Origin of the sequence: Pseudomonas citronellolis (assembly GCF_001586155.1) — a bacterium.
Taxonomy (GTDB): Bacteria; Pseudomonadota; Gammaproteobacteria; order Pseudomonadales; family Pseudomonadaceae; genus Pseudomonas; species Pseudomonas citronellolis.
On record NZ_CP014158.1, the window covers coordinates 1,567,629 to 1,586,610 of the forward strand.

Sequence of the window (18,982 nt, forward strand, 5' to 3'; positions counted from 1 at the left end):
TCCCTTAGTAAGTTATGTACGAATCTTGATTCGTGACATTAACTTGTGTCCGTCCCTGTTGCCCAAGACCGTCCAATGGAAGTCCGCCCATGAGACTGCTCAAGCTTTCCACCCTGACCCTCTGCGTCACCCTCGGCGCCTGCAGCCACTTCCAGTCCCAGGACGCCGCCGCGCCGGCGCCCAGCCAGGCCAAGGCCGACGGCGGCAGCCACTGGTGGTGGCCGTTCGGTAACAGCGCAGCCAGCGCCCAGGCCGAGACCAAGGCTCCCGCCGCGGTGCCCAAGCCGGTGGTGGCCCAGGTGGACGCGGCCACCGACAAGTCCGCCGGCGGCCACTGGTGGTGGCCCTTCGGCGATTCCGCCTCGGCCCAGGCCAAGGCGGAAAACCCGGTGGCCGCGCCCAGCGCCCAGGACACCAAGGCCTGGCTGGACCAGCACGAAGCCGCCGTGCGCGCCGCCGTGGCCGGCAGCAAGTTCAGCGTCGAGCGCCGTGACAACGCCCTGGTGCTGACCGCGCCGGTGGACGGCTCCTTCAATCCCAAGCGCCAGGAACTGTTGCTGCCGATCACTCTGGCGCCGCTGGCCAACGTCGCCAAGATCGTCGAGAAGGACCCGCAGGCCGGCGTCTTCATCCTCGGCCACAGCGACAGCAGTGGCGACAAGGCGGCCAACGACAAGGTCAGCCAGCAGCGCGCCGTGGCCATCGCCGCGATCTTCCGCCTGAGCGGCCTGGGCAACGACCGCCTGCGCTACAAGGGCGTGGGCGACGCGCAGCCGATCGCCGACGACAAGACCAAGGCCGGCCGCGCCAAGAACCGCCGCGTCGAAGTCATGCTGACCCCGCGTGGCGGTCTGCTGGCCCTCGCCCAGAGCAACTGAAGCAGCGCGGCGCTTGTCGCCGGTCAAGCAATCTCGCCGGCCACTGGTTAAGCTAATGCACTGGCTTTTTCGAGGAGACGACGATGGCCCAGACCCTGGCCGACATGCGCCGCGAATACACCCGGGACGGACTCAACGAGGCCCAGGCGCCCGCGGAGCCCTTCGTACTGTTCCAGCAATGGTTCGAAGACGCGGTGAAGACCGAGCAGTTGCCGGTCGAACCCAACGCCATGACCCTGGCCACGGTGGACGCCGACGGCCAACCGCATTGCCGCGTGCTCCTGCTCAAGGGGCTGGACGACCGCGGCTTCACCTTCTTCAGCAACTACGACAGCGCCAAGGGCGACCAACTGGCGGCCAACCCGCGCGCGGCCATGACCTTCTTCTGGCCGGCGCTGGAGCGCCAGGTGCGCATCGAAGGCCGGGTGGAGAAGGTTTCGCCGGAAGAGTCCGACGCCTACTACCGCGTGCGCCCGCTGGGCAGCCGCCTGGGCGCCTGGGCCTCGCCGCAGAGCCGGGTGATCGGCAGCCGCGAGGAACTGGAGCGGATGCTGGCGGAAACCGAAAAGCGCTTCATGGACGTCGCCCCGCACTGCCCTGACCACTGGGGCGGTTACCGCCTGCTGCCGCAGCGCATCGAATTCTGGCAGGGCCGCCCGAGCCGCCTGCACGACCGCCTGAACTACCGCCTGGTGGACGGCGCGTGGCAGCGCGAGCGCCTGGCGCCCTGATCCCGCACGGTGCTTTTCGTAGGATGGGTTGAGCTTGCGAAACCCATGCGGTCACGGTGATGGGTATCGCTTCGCTCAACGCCATCCTACGGCGGCTCGTACAAAGCTCCGCGCCCTTCCATGTAGGAGCGCGCCCTGCGCGCGATTCGCGGGCAGGGCCCGGCGGGCACGGCTTCTCGTAGGAGCGAGCTTGCTCGCGAACAGACTCCGCTGGGGGGCTCATTCGCGAGCAAGAACTAGGCGTCCCCCTCGATCCTACGAAGAGCGCTCCGGCATGAGTCCGAGTGGGATACGGCCAAGGTCAAGCGGCGGATAACGCCGTAGGCGTTATGCGCCCTACGGGGAAACCCTGGGTAATGCGGTGTAGGATTCCTCCTCTCGCCTTGCCCACGGACCCACCCATGAAACTCGTCATCGCCCCCGACTCCTTCAAGGAAAGCCTGTCCGCCCCCGAGGTCGCCGCCGCCATCGCGCGGGGCTGGTTGCGGGCGCGGTCGCTCGACGAGATCCTGCTGCGGCCCATGGCCGATGGCGGCGAGGGCACCGTGGATGCGGTGCTGGCGGCCACCGGCGGCGAGCGCCGCGAATGTACGGTGCGCGGGCCGTTGGGCGCGCCGGTACAGGCTCACTGGGGCTGGCTGGAGGAGGGCGCCGCGGTGATCGAGATGGCCGCCGCCAGCGGTCTGCACTGGGTCGCCCCGCAGCAGCGCGACGCCACCCGCACCACCAGCTACGGCACCGGCGAGCTGATCCGCGCGGCGCTGGAGGCCGGCGCGCGCAAGATCATCCTCGGGCTCGGCGGCAGCGCCACCAACGACGGCGGCATGGGCCTGCTGCAGGCGCTGGGCGTGCGCTTCCTCGACGAACGCGGCGAGCCCCTGGGCGACGGCGGCGCGGCGCTGGCAGGACTGCACGCGATCGACCTGGCGAGCCTGGACCCGCGCCTGGCCGGGGTCGAAGTGGAAGTCGCCGCCGACGTGAACAATCCGCTGTGCGGCGAGCAGGGCGCCTCGGCGGTGTTCGGCCCGCAGAAGGGCGCCAGCCCCGAGCAGGTCCGCCAGCTCGATGCCGCGTTGGCGCGCTACGCCGAAGTCGCCGCGCGCACCCTGGGCCAGGACCACAGCCTGTTCCCCGGCGTCGGTGCGGCGGGTGGCCTGGGCTTCGCCGCACGGGCCTTCCTCAAGGCGCGCTTTCGTCCCGGCGTGGAACTGGTGGCCGAGGTTTCCGGCCTCGCCGAGGCGCTGCAGGGCGCGGACCTGGCGATCACCGGCGAAGGCCGCCTGGACGAGCAGAGCCTGCACGGCAAGACGCCCATCGGCGTGGCTCGGCTGGCACGGGAGGCAGGGGTTCCGTTGATCGCCCTGGCCGGCAGCCTGGGCAAGGGCTATGGCCGCCTGCACGAGGCGGGCATCGCCGCGGCCTTCAGCCTGGTCCCGGGGCCGATCAGCCTGGCCGAGGCCATGGCCGGCGCCGCGGGCGAGCTCGAGGCGCGCGCCGAAGAACTGGCGCGCCTGTGGAGCCTGGCTCAGCCGGCGCGGTAGTCGTCGGCGGCGCGCTGTAGCCAGGCCGGCAGCTCGCTGCGCGACACGCCTTCGTCGCGGGCCAGTTGCAGGCACTGCAGCAGGTACTCGCGCTTGTGCGGGTCGTCGCCGGCCAGCGACAGAGCCAGGTCGCGGTCCATCCAGCGGCGGATGCGCACGAACAGCCACCAGTGGAAGTACAGGCCGGCGGCGGTGGTGACGACGATGATGAAGTAGTCCATGGGCCTTCCTCGTGGGGATGCTGACCTTACCCCAGGCGGGATGGGGGAATGAACGCGCGCTTTTGCCGCAGCTGTAGGACGAAGCTGTACGGCGGCTGAATCGAACGAAAACTTTGACCTGGCCGGCGTGACAGCAAGTGGCGCGGCAGAGTCTAATATTCACATATCTATCCGGAGGTTCCCGTATGCGTAAATCCGCCTTCCTGCTCGCCGGTTTCACTGCAGTGGCCCTGGCCCTCGGCGGCTGCCAGTCCAGCCTGACCGGCGACACCTACAGCCGTGACGAGGCCCGCACCGTGCAGAACGTGCGCTGGGGCACCATCGAAGCCCTGCGTCCGGTGAAGATCGAGGGCACCAAGACGCCGATCGGCGCCGCGGCGGGCGCCGCCGTGGGCGGCATCGGCGGCAGCGCCATCGGCGGCGGCAAGGGCAGCTACGTGACCGCCATCATCGGCGCCGTGGCCGGCGGCCTGCTGGGCGCGGCCACCGAAGAGGGCCTGACGCGCACCCAGGGCGTGGAGATCACCGTCCGCGAAGACGACGGCAGCTCCCGCGCCTACGTGCAGGAAGTCGACCAGGGCGCCATCTTCCGCGTCGGCGAGCGCGTGCGCATCCTGACCGTCAACGGCACCAGCCGCGTTTCCCACTGATCGGCCTGCTCCGCCCACCCGGGCGGCAGCCTTTCCTGGCGCGCGACACCGGTTTCCGGTGTCGCGCGCTATCGTTTCCGGGTAGCGCTTTTTCCCGCGCCCAGCCTTTCGTAATAGTTCTATCCAAGACGCGCATTCGATAGATATGGATAATCGCCCGGTTCCATGGCTTTCCTGGTAAGTCAGCCATGTCTGAAGGATTAAGGAGAAGGTGATGATGCTGGCGCTGTTGATCGCGCTGCCTTTCCTGGGCTGTTGCCTGCCGGCGCTGTTCGAGCGCCTGGGCCGCAACGCCTGCGCCGCGGCGGCGGCCGTCGCGCCCTTGCTGGGCCTGGGGATTCTGTTCGGCCAGCGCGGCGTGCTCGGCGGCGAGCGCCTGCTGGCGCGCTACGACTGGCTGCCGGAGCTGGGCCTGAACCTCAGCCTGCGCCTGGACGGCCTGGGCTTCCTGTTCGCCCTGCTGATCCTCGGCATCGGCCTGCTGGTGATCCTCTACGCCCGCTACTACCTCTCCGAGCGTGAGCCCACCGGGCGCTTCTACGGCTTCCTGCTGCTGTTCATGGGCTCCATGCTCGGCGTGGTGCTCAGCGAGAACCTGCTGCTGATGCTGGTGTTCTGGGAGCTCACCAGCCTGTCGTCGTTCCTGCTCATCGGCTTCTGGAGCCACCGCTCCGACGCCCGCCGCGGCGCGCGCATGGCCCTGGCGGTCACCGGCGGCGGGGGCCTGGCGCTGCTCGCCGGCATCCTGCTGATCGGCCAGGTGGTGGGCAGCTTCGAGCTGAGCGACGTGCTCGCCGCGCGCCAGGTGCTGCAGGCCAGCGCGCTGTTCCCGCTGATCCTGGTGCTGGTGCTGCTGGGCGTGTTCACCAAGTCGGCGCAGTTCCCCTTCCACTTCTGGCTGCCCCACGCCATGGCGGCGCCCACGCCGGTGTCGGCCTACCTGCACTCGGCGACCATGGTCAAGGCCGGGGTGTTCCTGCTGGCGCGCCTGTACCCGGCGCTGGCCGGCAACGACCTGTGGTTCTACCTGGTCGGCCTGACGGGCCTGGCGACCCTGCTGCTGGGCGCCTTCCTGGCGCTGTTCCAGAACGACCTCAAGGGCCTGCTGGCCTACTCGACCATCAGCCACCTGGGCCTGATCACCCTGCTGTTCGGCCTGGATTCGCCCATGGCCAACGTCGCGGCGATCTTCCACATCATCAACCACGCCACCTTCAAGGCCTCGCTGTTCATGGCCGCCGGCATCATCGACCACGAGACCGGCAGCCGCGACATGCGCCGCATCAACGGCCTGTGGAAGTACATGCCGCACACCGCGGTGCTGGCCATGGTGGCCTCGGCGTCCATGGCCGGGGTGCCGCTGCTCAACGGCTTCCTCAGCAAGGAGATGTTCTTCGGCGAGACCCTCTCGCAGAACATGGCCGGCGCCTTCAACTGGCTGATCCCGACCCTCGCCACCGTGGCCACGCTGTTCTCGGTGGCCTATTCGGTGCGCTTCATCCACGACGTGTTCTTCAACGGCGAGCCGGTCGACCTGCCGAAGACGCCCCACGAGCCGCCGCGCTACATGAAGGTGCCGGTGGAGGTGCTGGTGGGCCTGTGCCTGCTGGTGGGCATGGCCCCGGCCTGGACGGTGGCGCCGCTGCTGTCGGCGGCCGCCTCGGCGAGCCTGAACGGCGCGCTGCCGGCCTACAGCCTGGCGATCTGGCACGGCTTCAACGCGCCGCTGGCGATGAGCCTGATCGCGCTGGTCGGCGGCATCGCCCTGTACCTGCAACGGCAGCCGCTGTTCGCCTGGTTCGCCGGCCTGCCGGCGGTGGACGCCAAGGCGGTGTTCGAGGCGCAGGTGCAACGCCTGGTGCGCTTCTCCAGTGGGCTCACCGGGCTGCTGGAGAACGGCTCGCTGCAGCGCTACGTGCTCTGGCTGCTGCTGGCCGCGGTGGTGGTGGTCTGCGCCGGCCTGGCGGGCCTGCCCGCGCTGGCCGGCAGCCGCGCCTTCGTCGAGGTCGACGCCGTCACCGCCCTGTGCCTGGCGCTGCTGGCCCTGGCCGGGCCGCTGACCATGGTGTTCCACCGCCAGCGCCTGGTGGCGCTGGTGCTGCTGAGCATCGCCGGGCTGCTGGTGGCCCTGGCCTTCGCCCGCTTCGCCGCGCCGGACCTGGCGCTGACGCAGTTGGCGGTGGAAGTGGTGACCATGGTGCTGCTGATGCTCGCGCTCTACTACCTGCCGCAGCGCACGCCGAAGGAAAGCAGCAGCCTGCGTGGCCTGCGTGACTTCCTGGTGGCGCTGGCCTGCGGCGTGATGGTGGCGCTGCTGGCCTACGCGGTGTTCAGCCGGCCCTACGACAGCATCGCCGGCTACTACCTGCAGCACAGCGTTTCCGGCGGCGGCGGGCACAACGTGGTGAACGTCATCCTGGTCGACTTCCGCGGCTTCGACACCCTGGGCGAGATCAGCGTGCTGGCCATCGCCGCGGTGGGCATCTTTGCCCTGCTCGACGGCCTGCGCCTGCCGCGCCGCGCCCGCGACGCCGAGGGCCTGGCCTGGTCGGCCGACGTCCATCCGCCGATCCTCGCCACCCTGGCCCGGCTGCTGCTGCCGCTGGCCCTGCTGGTGGCGGTGTTCATCTTCCTGCGCGGGCACAATCTGCCGGGCGGCGGCTTCATCGCCGGGCTGGTCACCGCGGTGGCGCTGATCCTCCAGTACATCGCCTGCGGCAGCCGCTGGGTGCATACCCGCCTGCCGCTGAACTACTCGCGCACGGCCGGCCTGGGCGTATTCGTCGCCGGCCTCACCGGGCTGGGCAGCTGGGCCTTCGGCTATCCCTTCCTGACCTCGTCCTTCGGCCACTTCCAGCTGCCGCTGGTGGGCGAGTTCGAGCTGGCCACGGCCATGCTCTTCGACCTGGGCGTCTACCTCACGGTGGTGGGCGCGACCCTGCTGATCCTCGCCGGCCTCGGCGAGCTGAACGCGCCGCCGCAGCCGGCGCCGGCCAAGGAGGCCCGCTGATGGAAGCGCTGTTCGCCATCACCCTCGGCCTGCTCACCGCCAGTGGCGTGTACCTGCTGCTGCGGGCACGCACCTTCCCGGTGGTGCTGGGCCTGACCCTGATCTCCTATGCGGTGAACCTGTTCCTCTTCGCCATGGGCCGCCTGGCCGGCGAGCCGGCGGTGCTGGGCCAGGTGGCCAACCCCGGCGACCCCATTCCCCAGGCGCTGGTGCTGACCGCCATCGTCATCGGCTTCGCCATGACCGCCTTCGTCATCGTCCTGGCCCTGCGCGGCCTGGCCGAGACCGGTGACGACCACGTCGACGGCAAGGCGCGGGAGGAGGGCGAATGAATCACCTGCTGATTGCGCCAGTCCTGCTGCCGCTGTTCGCCGGCTGCCTGCTGCTGCTCGCCGGGCACGCCTCGCGCGCCGCGCGGGGCATCTCGCTGCTGGCTACCCTGGCGCTGCTGCCGCTGGCCGCGCTGCTACTGCAACAGGCTGCCGGCGGCCAGGTGCAGTTCTACGCCCTGGGCAACTGGCAGCCGCCGTTCGGCATCATCCTGGTGCTCGACCGCCTGAGCGCGCTGATGCTGTTGGCCAACGCGGTGCTGGCCAGCTTTGCCTTGCTGTACGCGCTGCGCGGCGACGACCGCCGCGGCAAGCACTTCCACGCGCTGTTCCAGTTCCAGCTGCTCGGCCTCAACGGCGCCTTCCTCACCGGCGACCTGTTCAACCTCTTCGTGTTCTTCGAGATCCTGCTGATCGCCTCCTACGCGTTGCTGCTTCACGGCGGCGGGGCAGGGCGGGTGCGCGCCGGCGTGCACTACGTGGTGCTCAACCTGGTGGGTTCGGCGTTCTTCCTGATCGCCGTGGGCACGCTCTATGGCGTCACCGGCACCCTGAACATGGCCGACATGGCCGTCCGCGTAGCCCAGCTGGGGGCGGCCGACGCGCCGCTGGTGCGCGCCGCGGCGCTGCTGTTGCTGGTGGTGTTCGGCCTCAAGGCGGCGCTGCTGCCGCTGTACTTCTGGCTGCCGCGGGCCTATGCCGAAGCCAGCGCGCCGGTGGCGGCGCTGTTCTCGATCATGACCAAGGTGGGCATCTACTCGATCCTGCGGGTGTACACGCTGATCTTCGGCGACCACGCCGGCGAGCTGGCCAACCTGGCCCAGGCCTGGCTGTGGCCGCTGGCCCTGGCCGGCATCCTGGTCGGCACCTTCGGGGCGTTGGCGGCCACCCGTCTGCAGGGCCTGCTGGCGTACCTGGTGGTGATTTCCGCCGGCACCCAGCTGGCGGTGCTGGCGCTGGGTTCCGCGCAATCCCTGGCGGCGCTGTTGTTCTACCTGCTGCACAGCACCTGGGTGGTGGGCGGGCTGTTCCTGCTCGCCGACCTGATCGCCCGCCAGCGCGGCGACAAGGCCGGGCAACTGGTGCAGGGCCCGGCGTTGCTGCAGCCGCAGCTGCTGGGCGCGCTGTTCTTCGTCGGCGCCATCGCGGTGGCCGGCCTGCCGCCGTTCTCCGGCTTCTTCGCCAAGCTGCTGATCCTGCGTTCGGCCAGCGGCGGCGAGGCGCTGGCGCTGTGGGCTGTGGTGCTGGGCAGCGGCCTGCTGGTCACCGTGACCCTCAGCCGCGCCGGCAGCGCGTTGTTCTGGAACACCGGGCGCAGCGTCCTCGGCAACGCCGAGCGTGACCCGCTGCGCCTGCTGGCTGCGGTGGCGCTACTGGCCTCGGCGGTGCTGCTGGTGTTGTTCGCCAAGCCGCTGCAGGCCTACCTGCAGGCCACCGCCGAGCAGTTGCTGGATGTCGACCTCTATCGCCGGGCGATCCTGGCCGGAGGTGGCGCATGATCCGCCGCCTGCTGCCGCATCCGCTGCTCAGCCTGTGCCTGCTGCTGGGCTGGGTGCTGCTGGTCGACGACTTCTCCTTCGGCCACTGGCTGCTCGGCGCCATGCTCGGCCTGGCCTTGCCGCTGCTGTGCCGCGACATGCTGCTGGCGCCGCTGCGCATCCGCCGCCCGGGCCTGCTGCTGCGCTTCATCGGCCTGGTGCTGTACGACATCGTCATGGCCAACCTGCAGGTCGCGCGCCTGGTGCTCGGGCCCACCGGCAAGCTGCAGCCGGGCTTCGTCGAGGTGCCGCTGGAGCTGCGCGAGGACTTGCCCATCGCCATCCTCGCCAGCGTCATCACCCTGACCCCCGGCACCGTCTCCGCCGACCTCAGCGCCGACCGCCGCAGCCTGCTGGTGCACGGCCTGGACGTGCCCGACCCGCAGGCCCTGGTGGCGGACATCAAGGCGCGCTACGAGGCGCCGCTGAAGGAGGTGTTCGAATGCTCGCCTACGTGATCCCGCTGTGCCTGGCGCTGATCGCCCTGGCCCTGCTGCTGACGGTGGCGCGCCTGGTGCGCGGGCCGAGCGCGGCCGACCGTATCCTGGCGCTGGACACCCTCTCGGTGGAGGCCATCGCGCTGATCCTGCTGTACGGCCTGTGGAGCGGCAGCCGCCTGTACTTCGAGGCGGCGCTGCTGATCGCGGTGATGGGCTTCGTCAGCACCGTGGCGCTGTGCAAGTTCCTGCTGCGTGGAGACATCATCGAATGAACCTGTTCGTGGAAATCCTCGTCAGCGTGCTGTTGCTGGGCGGCAGCCTGTTCGCCCTGCTCGGCGCCGTGGGCCTGTACCGCCTGCCGGACTTCTACACGCGCCTGCACGCGCCGACCAAGGCCTCGACCCTCGGCGTGGGCGGCGTGGCGCTGGGTTCGCTGCTGTACTTCAGCACCAGCGGCAACGGTGTGAGCCTGCACGAGGTGCTGATCACCCTGTTCCTGTTCATCACCGCGCCGGTCAGCGCCCACCTGCTGGCCAAGGCCGCCATGCAGGCGCGCCTGCCGCGCACCCCGCGTACCCGCGGGGAGCCCTGGGAGTAGGGCTTCGGCTGCGCCGGGGTGCTCTTCGTAGGATGGGTTGAGCCTTGGCGAAACCCATGCGGTTGCGCTGATGGGTATCGCTTCGCTCAACACCATCCTACGGGTCTCGTGCTTGCCGGAGAGGGTAGGAGCGGACCTTGTCCGCGATAGCCGGAGGTTCCGGCGATGAGATCCGCCTACGCTGCCCCACCCACGCCATTCCCTGTAGGAGCGCGCCCTGCGCGCGAAATCGCGGACGGAGTCCGCGCCTACGGGCGGGAGAGACGCTGGCGCAGGCCATTACAGTTTTCCCCCGGCGCTGTGCCTGTCGGCTACCCGCGGCGCGCTTCTATACTGCGGGGATTCATTTCCTGGAGCGTCCCGTGCAGCAGTCCCGGCCCTTCGCCCTGGCATGCCTGGTCCTGGCCATGGCGCTGTGGGGCAGTTCCTTCATCGCGCTGAAACTGGCCTTCGCCGAATGGCCGGCGATGTGGGTGATCTTCGCGCGCATGGCCATCGGCAGCCTGATCTTCCTGGCCGCCTGGCGCTGGCGCGGGCGGATGGACTACCAGGCGGGCGACTGGAAGTACCTGGTGGGCCTGGCGGTGTGCGAGCCGTGCCTGTACTTCGTCTGTGAATCCTTCGCGCTGCAGTACACCAGCGCCGCCCAGGCCGGGATGATCACCGCGCTGCTGCCGTTGCTGGTGGCGGTCGGCGCCTTCCTCCTGCTGCACGAGCGCATCGCCCGCAACACCTGGGCCGGCTTCGCCCTGGCGGTGCTCGGCGCGCTCTGGCTGACCCTCGCCGGCGAGCCCGACCGGCATGCGCCGCAGCCGCTGCTGGGCAACTTCTTCGAGCTGCTGGCGATGGTCTGCGCCACCGGCTACACCCTGCTGCTCAAGCACCTGTCGGCGCGCTACTCGCCGTTCATCCTGACCGCCATGCAGGCCTTCATCGGCTCGGTGTTCTTCCTGCCCCTGGCTGCCCTCAGCTCCGGCGTGCCGCCGGCGCCCAGCGGCCAGGGGCTGTTCGCCCTGGTCTACCTGGGCAGCGTGGTCACCGTCGGCGCCTACGGCCTGTACAACTTCGGCGTCAGCCGGCTGCCGGCGAGCCAGGCCACCGGCTTCATCAACCTGATCCCGGTGTTCACCCTGGTGTTCGCCTGGCTGCTGCTGGGCGAGCGCCTGAACGGCCAGCAGTTGCTGGCCGCCGGCCTGGTATTCGCCGGCGTCGCCCTCAGCCAGTGGCGCAGCGCCACGCCCGCGCCCGCCGGGGTGCTCGACTGACCGAACGAGGAACCGCCCCATGTCCATCGACATCCGTGACTGGACCCGCGAAGCCATCCGCATCATCGAGGCGGACTTCCAGCGCAGCGCCGACACCCACCTGATCCCCCTGGAGGCGCCGGGCCTGCCCGGCATCGACCTGTACTTCAAGGACGAGTCCAGCCACCCCACCGGCAGCCTCAAGCACCGCCTGGCGCGCTCGCTGTTCCTCTACGCGCTGTGCAACGGCTGGCTGAAGCCGGGGGCGCCGGTGATCGAGGCTTCCAGCGGCTCCACGGCGATCTCCGAGGCCTACTTCGCGCGCCTGCTGGGGCTGCCCTTCATCGCCGTGGTGCCGGCCAGCACCTCGAAGGAGAAGATCGCCCAGATCGCCTTCTACGGCGGCCGCAGCCACCTGGTGGACGACCCCACGCAGATCTACGCCGAATCCGAGCGCCTGGCCCGCGAGAGCGGCGGGCACTTCATGGACCAGTTCACCTACGCCGAGCGCGCCACCGACTGGCGGGCGAACAACAACATCGCCGAATCGATCTTCCAGCAGCTGCGCCACGAGCGCTTTCCCGAGCCGGCCTGGCTGGTCTCCAGCCCCGGCACCGGCGGCACCCTGGCCACCCTCGGGCGCTTCGCCCGCTACCGTCGGCACCAGACCCGCGTGCTTTGCGCCGACGCCGAGCGCTCGGTGTTCTTCGATGCCTACCGCACCGGCGACCGCAGCCTGACCCTGGACTGCGGCTCGCGCATCGAGGGCATCGGCCGGCCACGGGTGGAGGCGTCCTTCCTGCCGGCGGTGCTCGACGCCATGGTCAAGGTGCCCGACGCCTGGTCGCTGGCGGCCATGCACTACCTGGCGCAGCGCCTGGGCCGGCGCGTCGGCGGCTCCAGCGGGACCAACCTGGTGGGCGCGCTGCTGGCGGCGCGGAGCATGCTCGCGCGCGGCGAGTCCGGCTCGATCGTGGCGATCCTCTGCGATGGCGGCGAACGCTACGCGACCAGCTACTACGAGCCGCTGTGGCTGATCCAGCAGGGCTTCCAGCTGGAGCCGCTGATCGACGCGGTGCGCGCCTGCGTGGAGCAGGGCAGCGCACTGCCGGAGGCGTTGCCGGCGCTGGGCTTGTGACGGGCCGGTTTATTCCTGGTAGGCGGCGCCGGGGTAGGCGCAGCCCCGCATGACCTTGTCGTCCAGGCGCAGCTCGGCGGTGAGGTTGTTCACCGCGCCGCTCATGCTGTTGACGCAGCGCGCCGGGGCCACCCACAGCTCCAGCCTCTCGCCGTTGGCCTCGGTGGAATAGCTGCTGCTGCCGCCGGGCACGCTTTCCACCACGTAGGGCAGCACCTGGTCCGGCTGCCCCGGGCGCTGCAGCAGCAGGCCCTGGGCGTTGACCATCACGCTCCAGCCCGGCTCGTTGCCGCCGGCCTGGACGATGGTCTGCCTGAAGTTGGGGTCGTCGCAGCCGTGGCCCTCGTTCTGCAGGCGGTACAGCGAGCGCACCTCGAACTTGCCGTCGGTGTTGCTGGCCTGGCCGCCGGAATAGGCGCCGCGGGCGTCGATGAACAGCTTGCCGGCGCCGTCGGCGAACAGGTCGCGGGACTCGCGGGCCACGGCGCTGTCGGCGCCGTCCACCAGGTTGAAGCGGCGCTGCTCGTTGCACGGCCGCAGCACCAGGCCGCCGTCCTCGCGGGTGACTTCGCCCTGTACCCGCGTCGGCGCATCCAGGCGGGTGGGCTCGGGCTTCCACACCTGGCAGGCGGCGAACAGGGGCAGCAGGGCATAGAGGAAGAGGCGGGCTTGACGCATGAGATAGGGCTCCCGGAAAAATGCGCCCACGTTACCGAGCCAATGGCACCGGCTCAAGGGCTACAGTGGTAGGGACAGTCGCAAAAGGAGGCATCCGATGATTCGCTACAAGCGCGCCTACGAGGCCCCGGCCGCGGAGGACGGCTACCGGGTCCTGGTGGACCGGCTCTGGCCCAGGGGCATCAGCAAGGAAGAACTGCACATGGACGAATGGCTCAAGGATGTGGCGCCGTCCACCGAGCTGCGCCAGCGCTTCCACCACGATCCCGGCCTGTTCGAGGAATTCCGCCGCGCCTACCACGCCGAACTGGCGGCGCACCCGGAGCACTGGTGGAAGCTGCTGGGGATCGCCGGCAAGGGCGACCTGACGTTGCTCTATGGCGCGAAGGATACCGAGCACAACAATGCGCGGGTGTTGGCGGAGTTTCTGGAGGACGAGATGGAAAGGGTGGGGGAGGGGAGTTCGCCGGTTTGCTATGCGGGGAAGAAGGAGTGAGGGGGTTGGCTTTTCGTAGGAACGAGCTTGCTCGCGAACGGAGTTATCCGGTGGCTTCGGTGTTTGGGGTTGACGCCGTCCCCTCTCCCCAACCCTCTCCCTGAAGGGAGAGGGGGCTTGTCCGTGCCGAGAGAGGGTCAGGTTTCAGCCGGTAGCTTTCGGTGTTACCGGCTAACTCCAGAACATCCGTGTCTGCCCAACGGTCCCCTCTCCCTTTAGGGAGAGGGCTAGGGAGAGGGCGCTCTTGAGGATTCGCGAGCAAGAACTAGGCGTCCCCCTCGCTCCTACAAGTAGCAAGTAGCCAGCCGCCCCACACTCACCAAACCTTGTAGACCCGCCCCGTCTCCGCCCCTTCCACACTCCGCGCGAACCCCAGCGCCGCATCCGCCGCCGGCACCGGCTTGAAGCCGCGGAAGAACGGCCCGTAGCCAGCCATCGACTCCACCAGCACATTCGGGCTCACCGCATTGATCCGCTGCCCGCGCGGCAGTTCGATGGCGGCGCTGCGCACGAAGCCTTCCACCGCCGCGTTGACCAGGGTCGCCGAGCTGCCCTGGCGGATCGGCTCCTCGCTGAGGATGCCGGTGGTCAGGGTGAAGGATGCGCCGTCGTTGGCGTAGCGGCTGCCGATCAGCACCAGGTTGACCTGGCCCATCAGCTTGTCCTTCAGGCCGACGGCGTACTCGGCTTCGCCCATCTCGGCGAGCGGGGCGAAGTGCACCTTGCCGGTGGCGCTGACCAGGGCGTCGAAGGGACCCACCTGCTCGAACAGGGTGCGGATCGAGGCGCTGTCGGTGATGTCCACCCGCAGGTCGCCGCTGCTGCGGCCGACGCGGACGATTTCATGGCGCTGGCCCAGTTCGCTGGCCACGGCCTGGCCGAGGGTGCCGCTGGCGCCGACGAGGATGATCTTCATGCTGACTCCGGGAGTGGGTGGGTGACGGAGCCAGTCTAGGGACGTATTTTGTTGGGATAACCGGGGTAATCGGCAACCCGGCGTTTTCGTGGGGAAACAATCATGGGCGAACTGGAAGATCTCTCGGCTTTCGCCGTGTTGCTGGAATGCGGCAGCTTCACCCGCGCCGCCGAGCGCCTGGGTTGCAGCAAGGGGCAGTTGTCCAAGCGCATCAGCGCCCTGGAGCAGGCCCTGGGCGTGACCCTGCTGCACCGCACGACGCGGAGCCTGGCGCTGACCGCCGCCGGCCAGGCCCTGCTGCCCGAGGCCCAGGCGCTCAACGCCCAGGCGGCGCGGGCGCGGCAGGCGGTGGCGCGGTTGCAGGAGGAGGCGCGCGGCACGGTGCGCATGAGCGTGCCGGTGTCCCTCGGCGAGACCTTCTTCGACGCCTGGCTGGTGGAGTTCTCCCGCAGCCATCCGGGCATCCGCCTGGAACTGGACCTGGCCAACGAGCGCCGCGACCTGGTGGCCGACGGCTTCGACCTGGCGATCCGCTCCGGCGTCGGCGGCGACGAGCGCCTGGTGGCGCATCCGTTGTTCGCCCTGCAGGAGCTGACCTGCGCCACCCCGGCATACCTCGCCGCCCACGGCGAGCCGCAGCGGCCGGCGGACCTGGCCGGGCACAACTGCCTGCTCAACACCCACTACCCGGGCCCTGGCCCGTGGCTGTACCAGCGCCAGCACGAGCTGTTCCGCGTGGAGGTCGGCGGGGTGCTGGCGAGCAACCACTACACCCTGCTGAAGAAGGCGGCGCTGGCCGGCGTCGGCATCGCCCGGCTGCCGTCCTACATGCTACAGGACGAACTGGCCGACGGCCGCCTGCGCTGGCTGCTGCGCGACTACCAGACGCGCAGCACGCCGGTGTTCCTGGTGCACCCGTACCAGGGCGGGCTGCCGCGGCGCACGCAGTTGCTGGTGGACTATCTGCTGGCCTGGTTCGAGCGCGCCCGCCAGCGCCTGCTGCAATTGCAGGGCTGAAAACGGCTTCGTTCAGCTTCGTTCAGTGCGGGTTCAGCTGGGGTTCAGGGGGGGTTCAGTGACGAGGGAATAGGCTTTGTCCATTCCCTTAGTGACCGTCCGCGAGGACCTGAGCATGAAAACCCCGACCCCGAAAGCCTCCCGCTCCCTGCTGCTCGCCGCCTTCGTCGGCAGCGCCCTGGTGCTGTCCGGCTGTGCCTCGAACCTGTCCGGCAGCAGCTATTCCCGCGCCGATGCCCGCGCGGTGCAGAGCGTGCGCATGGGCACCATCGAATCCCTGCGCGCGGTGCAGATCGAAGGTACCAGGACACCGATCGGCACCCTGGCCGGCGCCGCCGTCGGCGGTATCGCCGGCAGCGGCATCGGGGGTGGCCGTGGCGCCGCCATCGCCACCGTCCTCGGCGGCGTCGCCGGTGGGGCCGCCGGCTCGGCGCTGGAAGAGGGCCTGACGCGTACCCAGGGCGTGGAAATCGTGGTCCGCGAGGACGACGGCATGTCCCGCGCCTACGTCCAGGCAGTGGATGCCGGCCAGCGCTTCCGCGTTGGCGACCGCGTTCGCATCATGAGCGTCAACGGCGCCAGCCGCGTGACGCTCTGAGCCGCCGTGCAGGAGGCACAGTCATGAACAAGGCGCTCATCCTGCTGGCGGCGTTGCTGCTGGCGCCCGTCGCCTGGGCCGGCGAGGGCGATTCCTGGTACCTGCAGACCAGCGTGCTCACCCGGCACTGGAACCACGACCCGCAACACAACAACCACCAGGACCTGATCGGTGTCGAGCGCAACCGCGCCGATGGCTGGGTGTGGGGCGGCGCGACCTTCCGCAATTCGTTCCGCCAGCGCTCCAACTACGTCTACGCCGGCAAGCGTTTCGACCTGGACGACTCGCCGTTCTACTTCAAGGTCACCGGCGGCGCCATCCAGGGCTACCGCGGCGAGTACCGCGACAAGATCCCGCTCAACCGCTACGGCGTGGCGCCGGCCGTCATCCCCTCGGTCGGCGCCCAGGTCGGCCGCTTCGCCAGCGAGTTCGTGGTGCTGGGCAACTCGGCCGGGATGCTCAACCTCGGGGTGCACCTGTAGCGGCGCGCCCCGTTCAGCCGGCGGTTTCGGCCAGGGCGGCGTCCAGGGTGTCGATCAGCAGGTCGGCGTGTTCCTGCTCGAAGGCCAGCAGCGGGCGGATCTTGAGGATGTTCTCCTGCGGGCCGGCGGCGCTGATCAGCACGCCGCGCTCGCGCATGGCGTTGACCACCCGGCGCGTCTGCGCGGCGGCCGGGGCCTTGCTGGCGCGGTCGGCGACCAGCTCCACGCCGAGGAACAGCCCGGCGCCGCGCACGTCGCCGATCAGTTCGTGGCGCTGGGCCAGGCGCTGGAAGCCTTCGCGCAGGTAGTTGCCGAGCCGTTCCGAGCGTTGCTGCAGGCCTTCGTCGCGGATCACGTCGAGCACCGCCTGGCCGGCGGCGCAGCTCACCGGGTTGCCGCCGAAGGTGTTGAAGTAGCGCACGCTGCGGCCGAAGCTTTCCAGCACCTCGGGGCGCGCCACCACGCCGGCGATGGGCTGGCCGTTGCCCATGGGCTTGCCCAGGGTGACCAGGTCCGGCTGCACGCCGTGGCGCTGGAAGCCCCACATGCGTTCGCCGGTGCGGGCGAAGCCGCTCTGCACTTCGTCGGCGATGTAGAGCAGGCCTTCGCTGCGGGCCACGGCCACCGCCTCGGCGAGGACGCCGATGGGACCCGCGAACACGCCGTCGCTGGCGAAGATGCCATCCACCAGCAGCGCGGCGGGCTCGATGCCGTTGGCGCGCAGGTCGGCGATAGCGGCGCGCACGTCCTCGGCGAGCAGGCGGGCGACGTTCTCCGCGCCCAGGCGGTAGGCGTCCGGCGCGCGCACGGTGCGCGCGTGGGCGGGCAGGGTGATGCCGCTGCCCAATGCCGGCGAGAGTTCGGAAATGTCGCCGGTGACGCCGTGGTAGGCGAAGCGGGTGACGATCACCCCGCTGCCGCCGGTGTGGTGGCGGGCGATGCGCAGGGCCAGGTCGTTGGCCTCGCTGCCGGTGCAGGTGAACATCACCTGGCCGAGTTCGGCAGGGAAGGTGGACAGCAGGTCCTCGGCGTAGTCGAGGATGCCTTCCTGCAGGTAGCGCGTGTGAGTGTTCAGCACCGCCGCCTGGCGGGCGATGGCCTCGACCACCCGCGGGTGACAGTGGCCGACCGAGGCGACGTTGTTGTAGGCGTCGAGGTAGCGCCGGCCCTGCTCGTCGTAGAGCCACACGCCCTCGCCGCGCACGGTGTGCAGCGGGCGCTCGTAGAACAGCCGGTAGGCCGGGCCGAGCAGGCGCTCGCGGCGCTCGATCAGGCTGCGTTCCTTGTCGCTCAGGCGCTCGGCGTCGGCCGGGCTGTAGCCATTGGTCATGGTCATGCGGGGGACTCCTCGTGGCAGGCGCGGGCGATGCGTTCGCGCGCCTCGGATCGGGACAGCCCGGCCAGGCCCTGCAGGCTGGCGCGGGCCTGGCGGGCGTTGCGCAGGATGTAGTCGCGGTTCTCCGGGTGCAGGCTGGCGCGCCAGGCGGTGATGCCCAGGGTGAGCACCAGGCGGGTGGCCATGAGGTCGCAGAGAATGTCCTGCTCGGCCTCCAGCAGCGGGTTGCGCGCGTGATAGGCGGCGATGAATTCCAGGGCCGGGGCGAGCACGTCACCCTCGCTGCCCAGCTGGTAGGCGGCGGCCACGCCGAGGTCGTTGACCAGCGGGGCGTGGACCATGTCGCCGAAGTCGAGGATGTTGCGCAGCCGCTCGGGGTGCGCGGCGTCGACTATCACGTTGTGCGGGTTGAGGTCGTTGTGGATCACCTGGGCGCGCAGCGTCGGCAGGCGCGGCAGCGCGTGTTCCTCGAAGTTGTCCAGGGCGCGTTCGACCAGGCCGCGCAGCTCGCCGTCGTCGATGTGCCGCAGCAGCGGGCGCAGGCGCTGGGCGTGCTGCAGGTCCCAGAGCAGTTCGTGGCCGGAGGCCGGGTGCTGGTAGCCGTGCAGGGCCAGGTCCAGGCGCGCCAGGGCTTCGCCCAGGTTGCGCCGCAGCGCCGTCGAGCGCTGGGGCACGCGGTGCAGCGGCAGGCCTTCGACGAAGGACATCAGCCGCGCCAGCATGCGCTGGCCGTCCACTTCCACCCAGGTCTGGTACTGGCCGTCGAGGGCCGGATAGACGCGCTGCACCGGCAGGTTCGGGTCGGCCTGCTGGACGCGCAGCAGGGCGCGGTTGTGGAAGTCCACCACCTGCGGGTCCTCCAGCGGGTGGGACAGCTTGAGCAGGCGGCTGGCGCTGTCGTGGGCGCCGATCTGGAAGTTCAGGTCGCGCTCCCCGGCCAGGCGTTGCAGCGGGCCTTCCAGGCCGAAGCAGTCGCGGGCGATGGCCGCGGCCTGGTCCGGCGTGACCTGGGCGGGCGCGGCTTCCAGCAGGGGATCGTGGGCGAGGGCGGTCAGCGGCATGCGCGGGGGCTCCGGTTCTTGTCGTGCTTGTCGTTCTTGTGGGGCTGGCGGCCATTAAAGCATAAAGAAAATATGATGCA

General features: G+C 69.9%; 21 protein-coding genes. 16 read left to right on the forward strand and 5 right to left on the reverse strand.

Annotated features, from left to right (window positions below; all coding sequences use genetic code 11):
* Positions 1–89 precede the first annotated feature (89 nt).
* From PcP3B5_RS07110 to PcP3B5_RS07120, 3 genes are all read left to right on the forward strand, one after another.
* Positions 90–878, forward strand: coding sequence for an OmpA family protein (locus PcP3B5_RS07110; RefSeq protein ID WP_061560895.1), 789 nt, complete (start codon positions 90–92; stop codon positions 876–878).
* Positions 879–961: 83 nt separating this feature from the next.
* Positions 962–1,609 carry a pyridoxamine 5'-phosphate oxidase gene (gene pdxH, locus PcP3B5_RS07115; protein ID WP_058488727.1) on the forward strand — a complete coding sequence of 216 codons (648 nt, stop codon included), beginning with the start codon at positions 962–964 and terminating at the stop codon, positions 1,607–1,609.
* Between the two features lie 401 nt (positions 1,610–2,010).
* Positions 2,011–3,150 (forward strand): glycerate kinase, encoded by a 1,140-nt coding sequence (locus PcP3B5_RS07120; protein WP_061560896.1) that lies wholly within the window; start codon positions 2,011–2,013, stop codon positions 3,148–3,150.
* Here PcP3B5_RS07120 and PcP3B5_RS07125 read toward each other — a convergent pair.
* Positions 3,135–3,371: a hypothetical protein gene (locus PcP3B5_RS07125; protein ID WP_009620668.1), complete on the reverse strand. Its 237-nt coding sequence runs from the start codon at positions 3,369–3,371 to the stop codon at positions 3,135–3,137. The two genes, PcP3B5_RS07120 and PcP3B5_RS07125, sit on opposite strands and share 16 nt — an antisense overlap.
* A gap of 185 nt (positions 3,372–3,556) precedes the next feature.
* Between PcP3B5_RS07125 and PcP3B5_RS07130 the strand changes: the two genes are divergently transcribed.
* From PcP3B5_RS07130 to PcP3B5_RS07170, 9 genes are all read left to right on the forward strand, one after another.
* Positions 3,557–4,021: an outer membrane lipoprotein gene (locus PcP3B5_RS07130; protein WP_009620666.1), complete on the forward strand. Its 465-nt coding sequence runs from the start codon at positions 3,557–3,559 to the stop codon at positions 4,019–4,021.
* Between the two features lie 214 nt (positions 4,022–4,235).
* Positions 4,236–7,031 (forward strand): monovalent cation/H+ antiporter subunit A, encoded by a 2,796-nt coding sequence (locus PcP3B5_RS07135; protein ID WP_061560897.1) that lies wholly within the window; start codon positions 4,236–4,238, stop codon positions 7,029–7,031.
* On the forward strand, positions 7,031–7,363 hold the full coding sequence (locus PcP3B5_RS07140) for a Na+/H+ antiporter subunit C (RefSeq protein ID WP_061560898.1): 333 nt from the start codon (positions 7,031–7,033) through the stop codon (positions 7,361–7,363). Before PcP3B5_RS07135 ends, PcP3B5_RS07140 begins: the two co-directional genes overlap by 1 nt.
* The gene (locus tag PcP3B5_RS07145) at positions 7,360–8,859 is read left to right on the forward strand and encodes a monovalent cation/H+ antiporter subunit D (protein ID WP_061560899.1); all 1,500 of its coding nucleotides are present in this window, start codon (positions 7,360–7,362) and stop codon (positions 8,857–8,859) included. The genes PcP3B5_RS07140 and PcP3B5_RS07145 overlap by 4 nt, the downstream gene beginning before the upstream one ends.
* Positions 8,856–9,356 (forward strand): Na+/H+ antiporter subunit E, encoded by a 501-nt coding sequence (locus PcP3B5_RS07150; protein ID WP_061560900.1) that lies wholly within the window; start codon positions 8,856–8,858, stop codon positions 9,354–9,356. Before PcP3B5_RS07145 ends, PcP3B5_RS07150 begins: the two co-directional genes overlap by 4 nt.
* Positions 9,341–9,610, forward strand: a complete 270-nt coding sequence (locus PcP3B5_RS07155) for a K+/H+ antiporter subunit F (RefSeq protein ID WP_061560901.1) — start codon at positions 9,341–9,343, stop codon at positions 9,608–9,610. The genes PcP3B5_RS07150 and PcP3B5_RS07155 overlap by 16 nt, the downstream gene beginning before the upstream one ends.
* A complete protein-coding gene (locus PcP3B5_RS07160) occupies positions 9,607–9,936 on the forward strand; it encodes a Na+/H+ antiporter subunit G (protein ID WP_058488733.1) in 330 nt (109 codons plus the stop codon). The genes PcP3B5_RS07155 and PcP3B5_RS07160 overlap by 4 nt, the downstream gene beginning before the upstream one ends.
* Before the next feature lie 407 nt (positions 9,937–10,343).
* Complete coding sequence (locus PcP3B5_RS07165) at positions 10,344–11,201, forward strand: DMT family transporter (protein WP_420820166.1); 858 nt, start codon at positions 10,344–10,346, stop codon at positions 11,199–11,201.
* Positions 11,202–11,220: 19 nt separating this feature from the next.
* Positions 11,221–12,318 (forward strand): PLP-dependent cysteine synthase family protein, encoded by a 1,098-nt coding sequence (locus PcP3B5_RS07170; RefSeq protein ID WP_061560903.1) that lies wholly within the window; start codon positions 11,221–11,223, stop codon positions 12,316–12,318.
* Between the two features lie 9 nt (positions 12,319–12,327).
* On the opposite strand, the gene PcP3B5_RS07175 is transcribed toward PcP3B5_RS07170, so the two are convergent.
* Positions 12,328–12,996 carry a COG3650 family protein gene (locus PcP3B5_RS07175; protein ID WP_061560904.1) on the reverse strand — a complete coding sequence of 223 codons (669 nt, stop codon included), beginning with the start codon at positions 12,994–12,996 and terminating at the stop codon, positions 12,328–12,330.
* Between the two features lie 97 nt (positions 12,997–13,093).
* Between PcP3B5_RS07175 and PcP3B5_RS07180 the strand changes: the two genes are divergently transcribed.
* Positions 13,094–13,492, forward strand: coding sequence for a DUF488 domain-containing protein (locus tag PcP3B5_RS07180; RefSeq protein ID WP_009620653.1), 399 nt, complete (start codon positions 13,094–13,096; stop codon positions 13,490–13,492).
* Positions 13,493–13,808: 316 nt separating this feature from the next.
* Here the strand turns inward: PcP3B5_RS07180 and PcP3B5_RS07185 are convergent, their stop codons facing one another.
* On the reverse strand, positions 13,809–14,408 hold the full coding sequence (locus PcP3B5_RS07185; protein WP_061560905.1) for a short chain dehydrogenase: 600 nt from the start codon (positions 14,406–14,408) through the stop codon (positions 13,809–13,811).
* 102 nt (positions 14,409–14,510) lie between these two features.
* On the opposite strand from PcP3B5_RS07185, the gene PcP3B5_RS07190 reads away from it, so the two are divergent.
* The 3 genes from PcP3B5_RS07190 to PcP3B5_RS07200 all read left to right on the forward strand — a co-directional run bounded on the left by PcP3B5_RS07190 (position 14,511) and on the right by PcP3B5_RS07200 (position 16,505).
* A complete protein-coding gene (locus tag PcP3B5_RS07190; protein WP_061560906.1) occupies positions 14,511–15,425 on the forward strand; it encodes a LysR family transcriptional regulator in 915 nt (304 codons plus the stop codon).
* A 115-nt stretch (positions 15,426–15,540) separates the two neighbouring features.
* Positions 15,541–16,023 (forward strand): outer membrane lipoprotein, encoded by a 483-nt coding sequence (locus PcP3B5_RS07195; protein ID WP_058070179.1) that lies wholly within the window; start codon positions 15,541–15,543, stop codon positions 16,021–16,023.
* A 23-nt stretch (positions 16,024–16,046) separates the two neighbouring features.
* Positions 16,047–16,505: a hypothetical protein gene (locus tag PcP3B5_RS07200; RefSeq protein WP_061560907.1), complete on the forward strand. Its 459-nt coding sequence runs from the start codon at positions 16,047–16,049 to the stop codon at positions 16,503–16,505.
* A gap of 13 nt (positions 16,506–16,518) precedes the next feature.
* Here PcP3B5_RS07200 and PcP3B5_RS07205 read toward each other — a convergent pair whose 3' ends face one another.
* Complete coding sequence (locus PcP3B5_RS07205) at positions 16,519–17,841, reverse strand: aspartate aminotransferase family protein (protein ID WP_061560908.1); 1,323 nt, start codon at positions 17,839–17,841, stop codon at positions 16,519–16,521.
* On the reverse strand, positions 17,838–18,902 hold the full coding sequence (locus PcP3B5_RS07210) for a phosphotransferase (protein WP_061560909.1): 1,065 nt from the start codon (positions 18,900–18,902) through the stop codon (positions 17,838–17,840). The genes PcP3B5_RS07205 and PcP3B5_RS07210 overlap by 4 nt, the downstream gene beginning before the upstream one ends.
* Between the last annotated feature and the right edge of the window lie 80 nt (positions 18,903–18,982).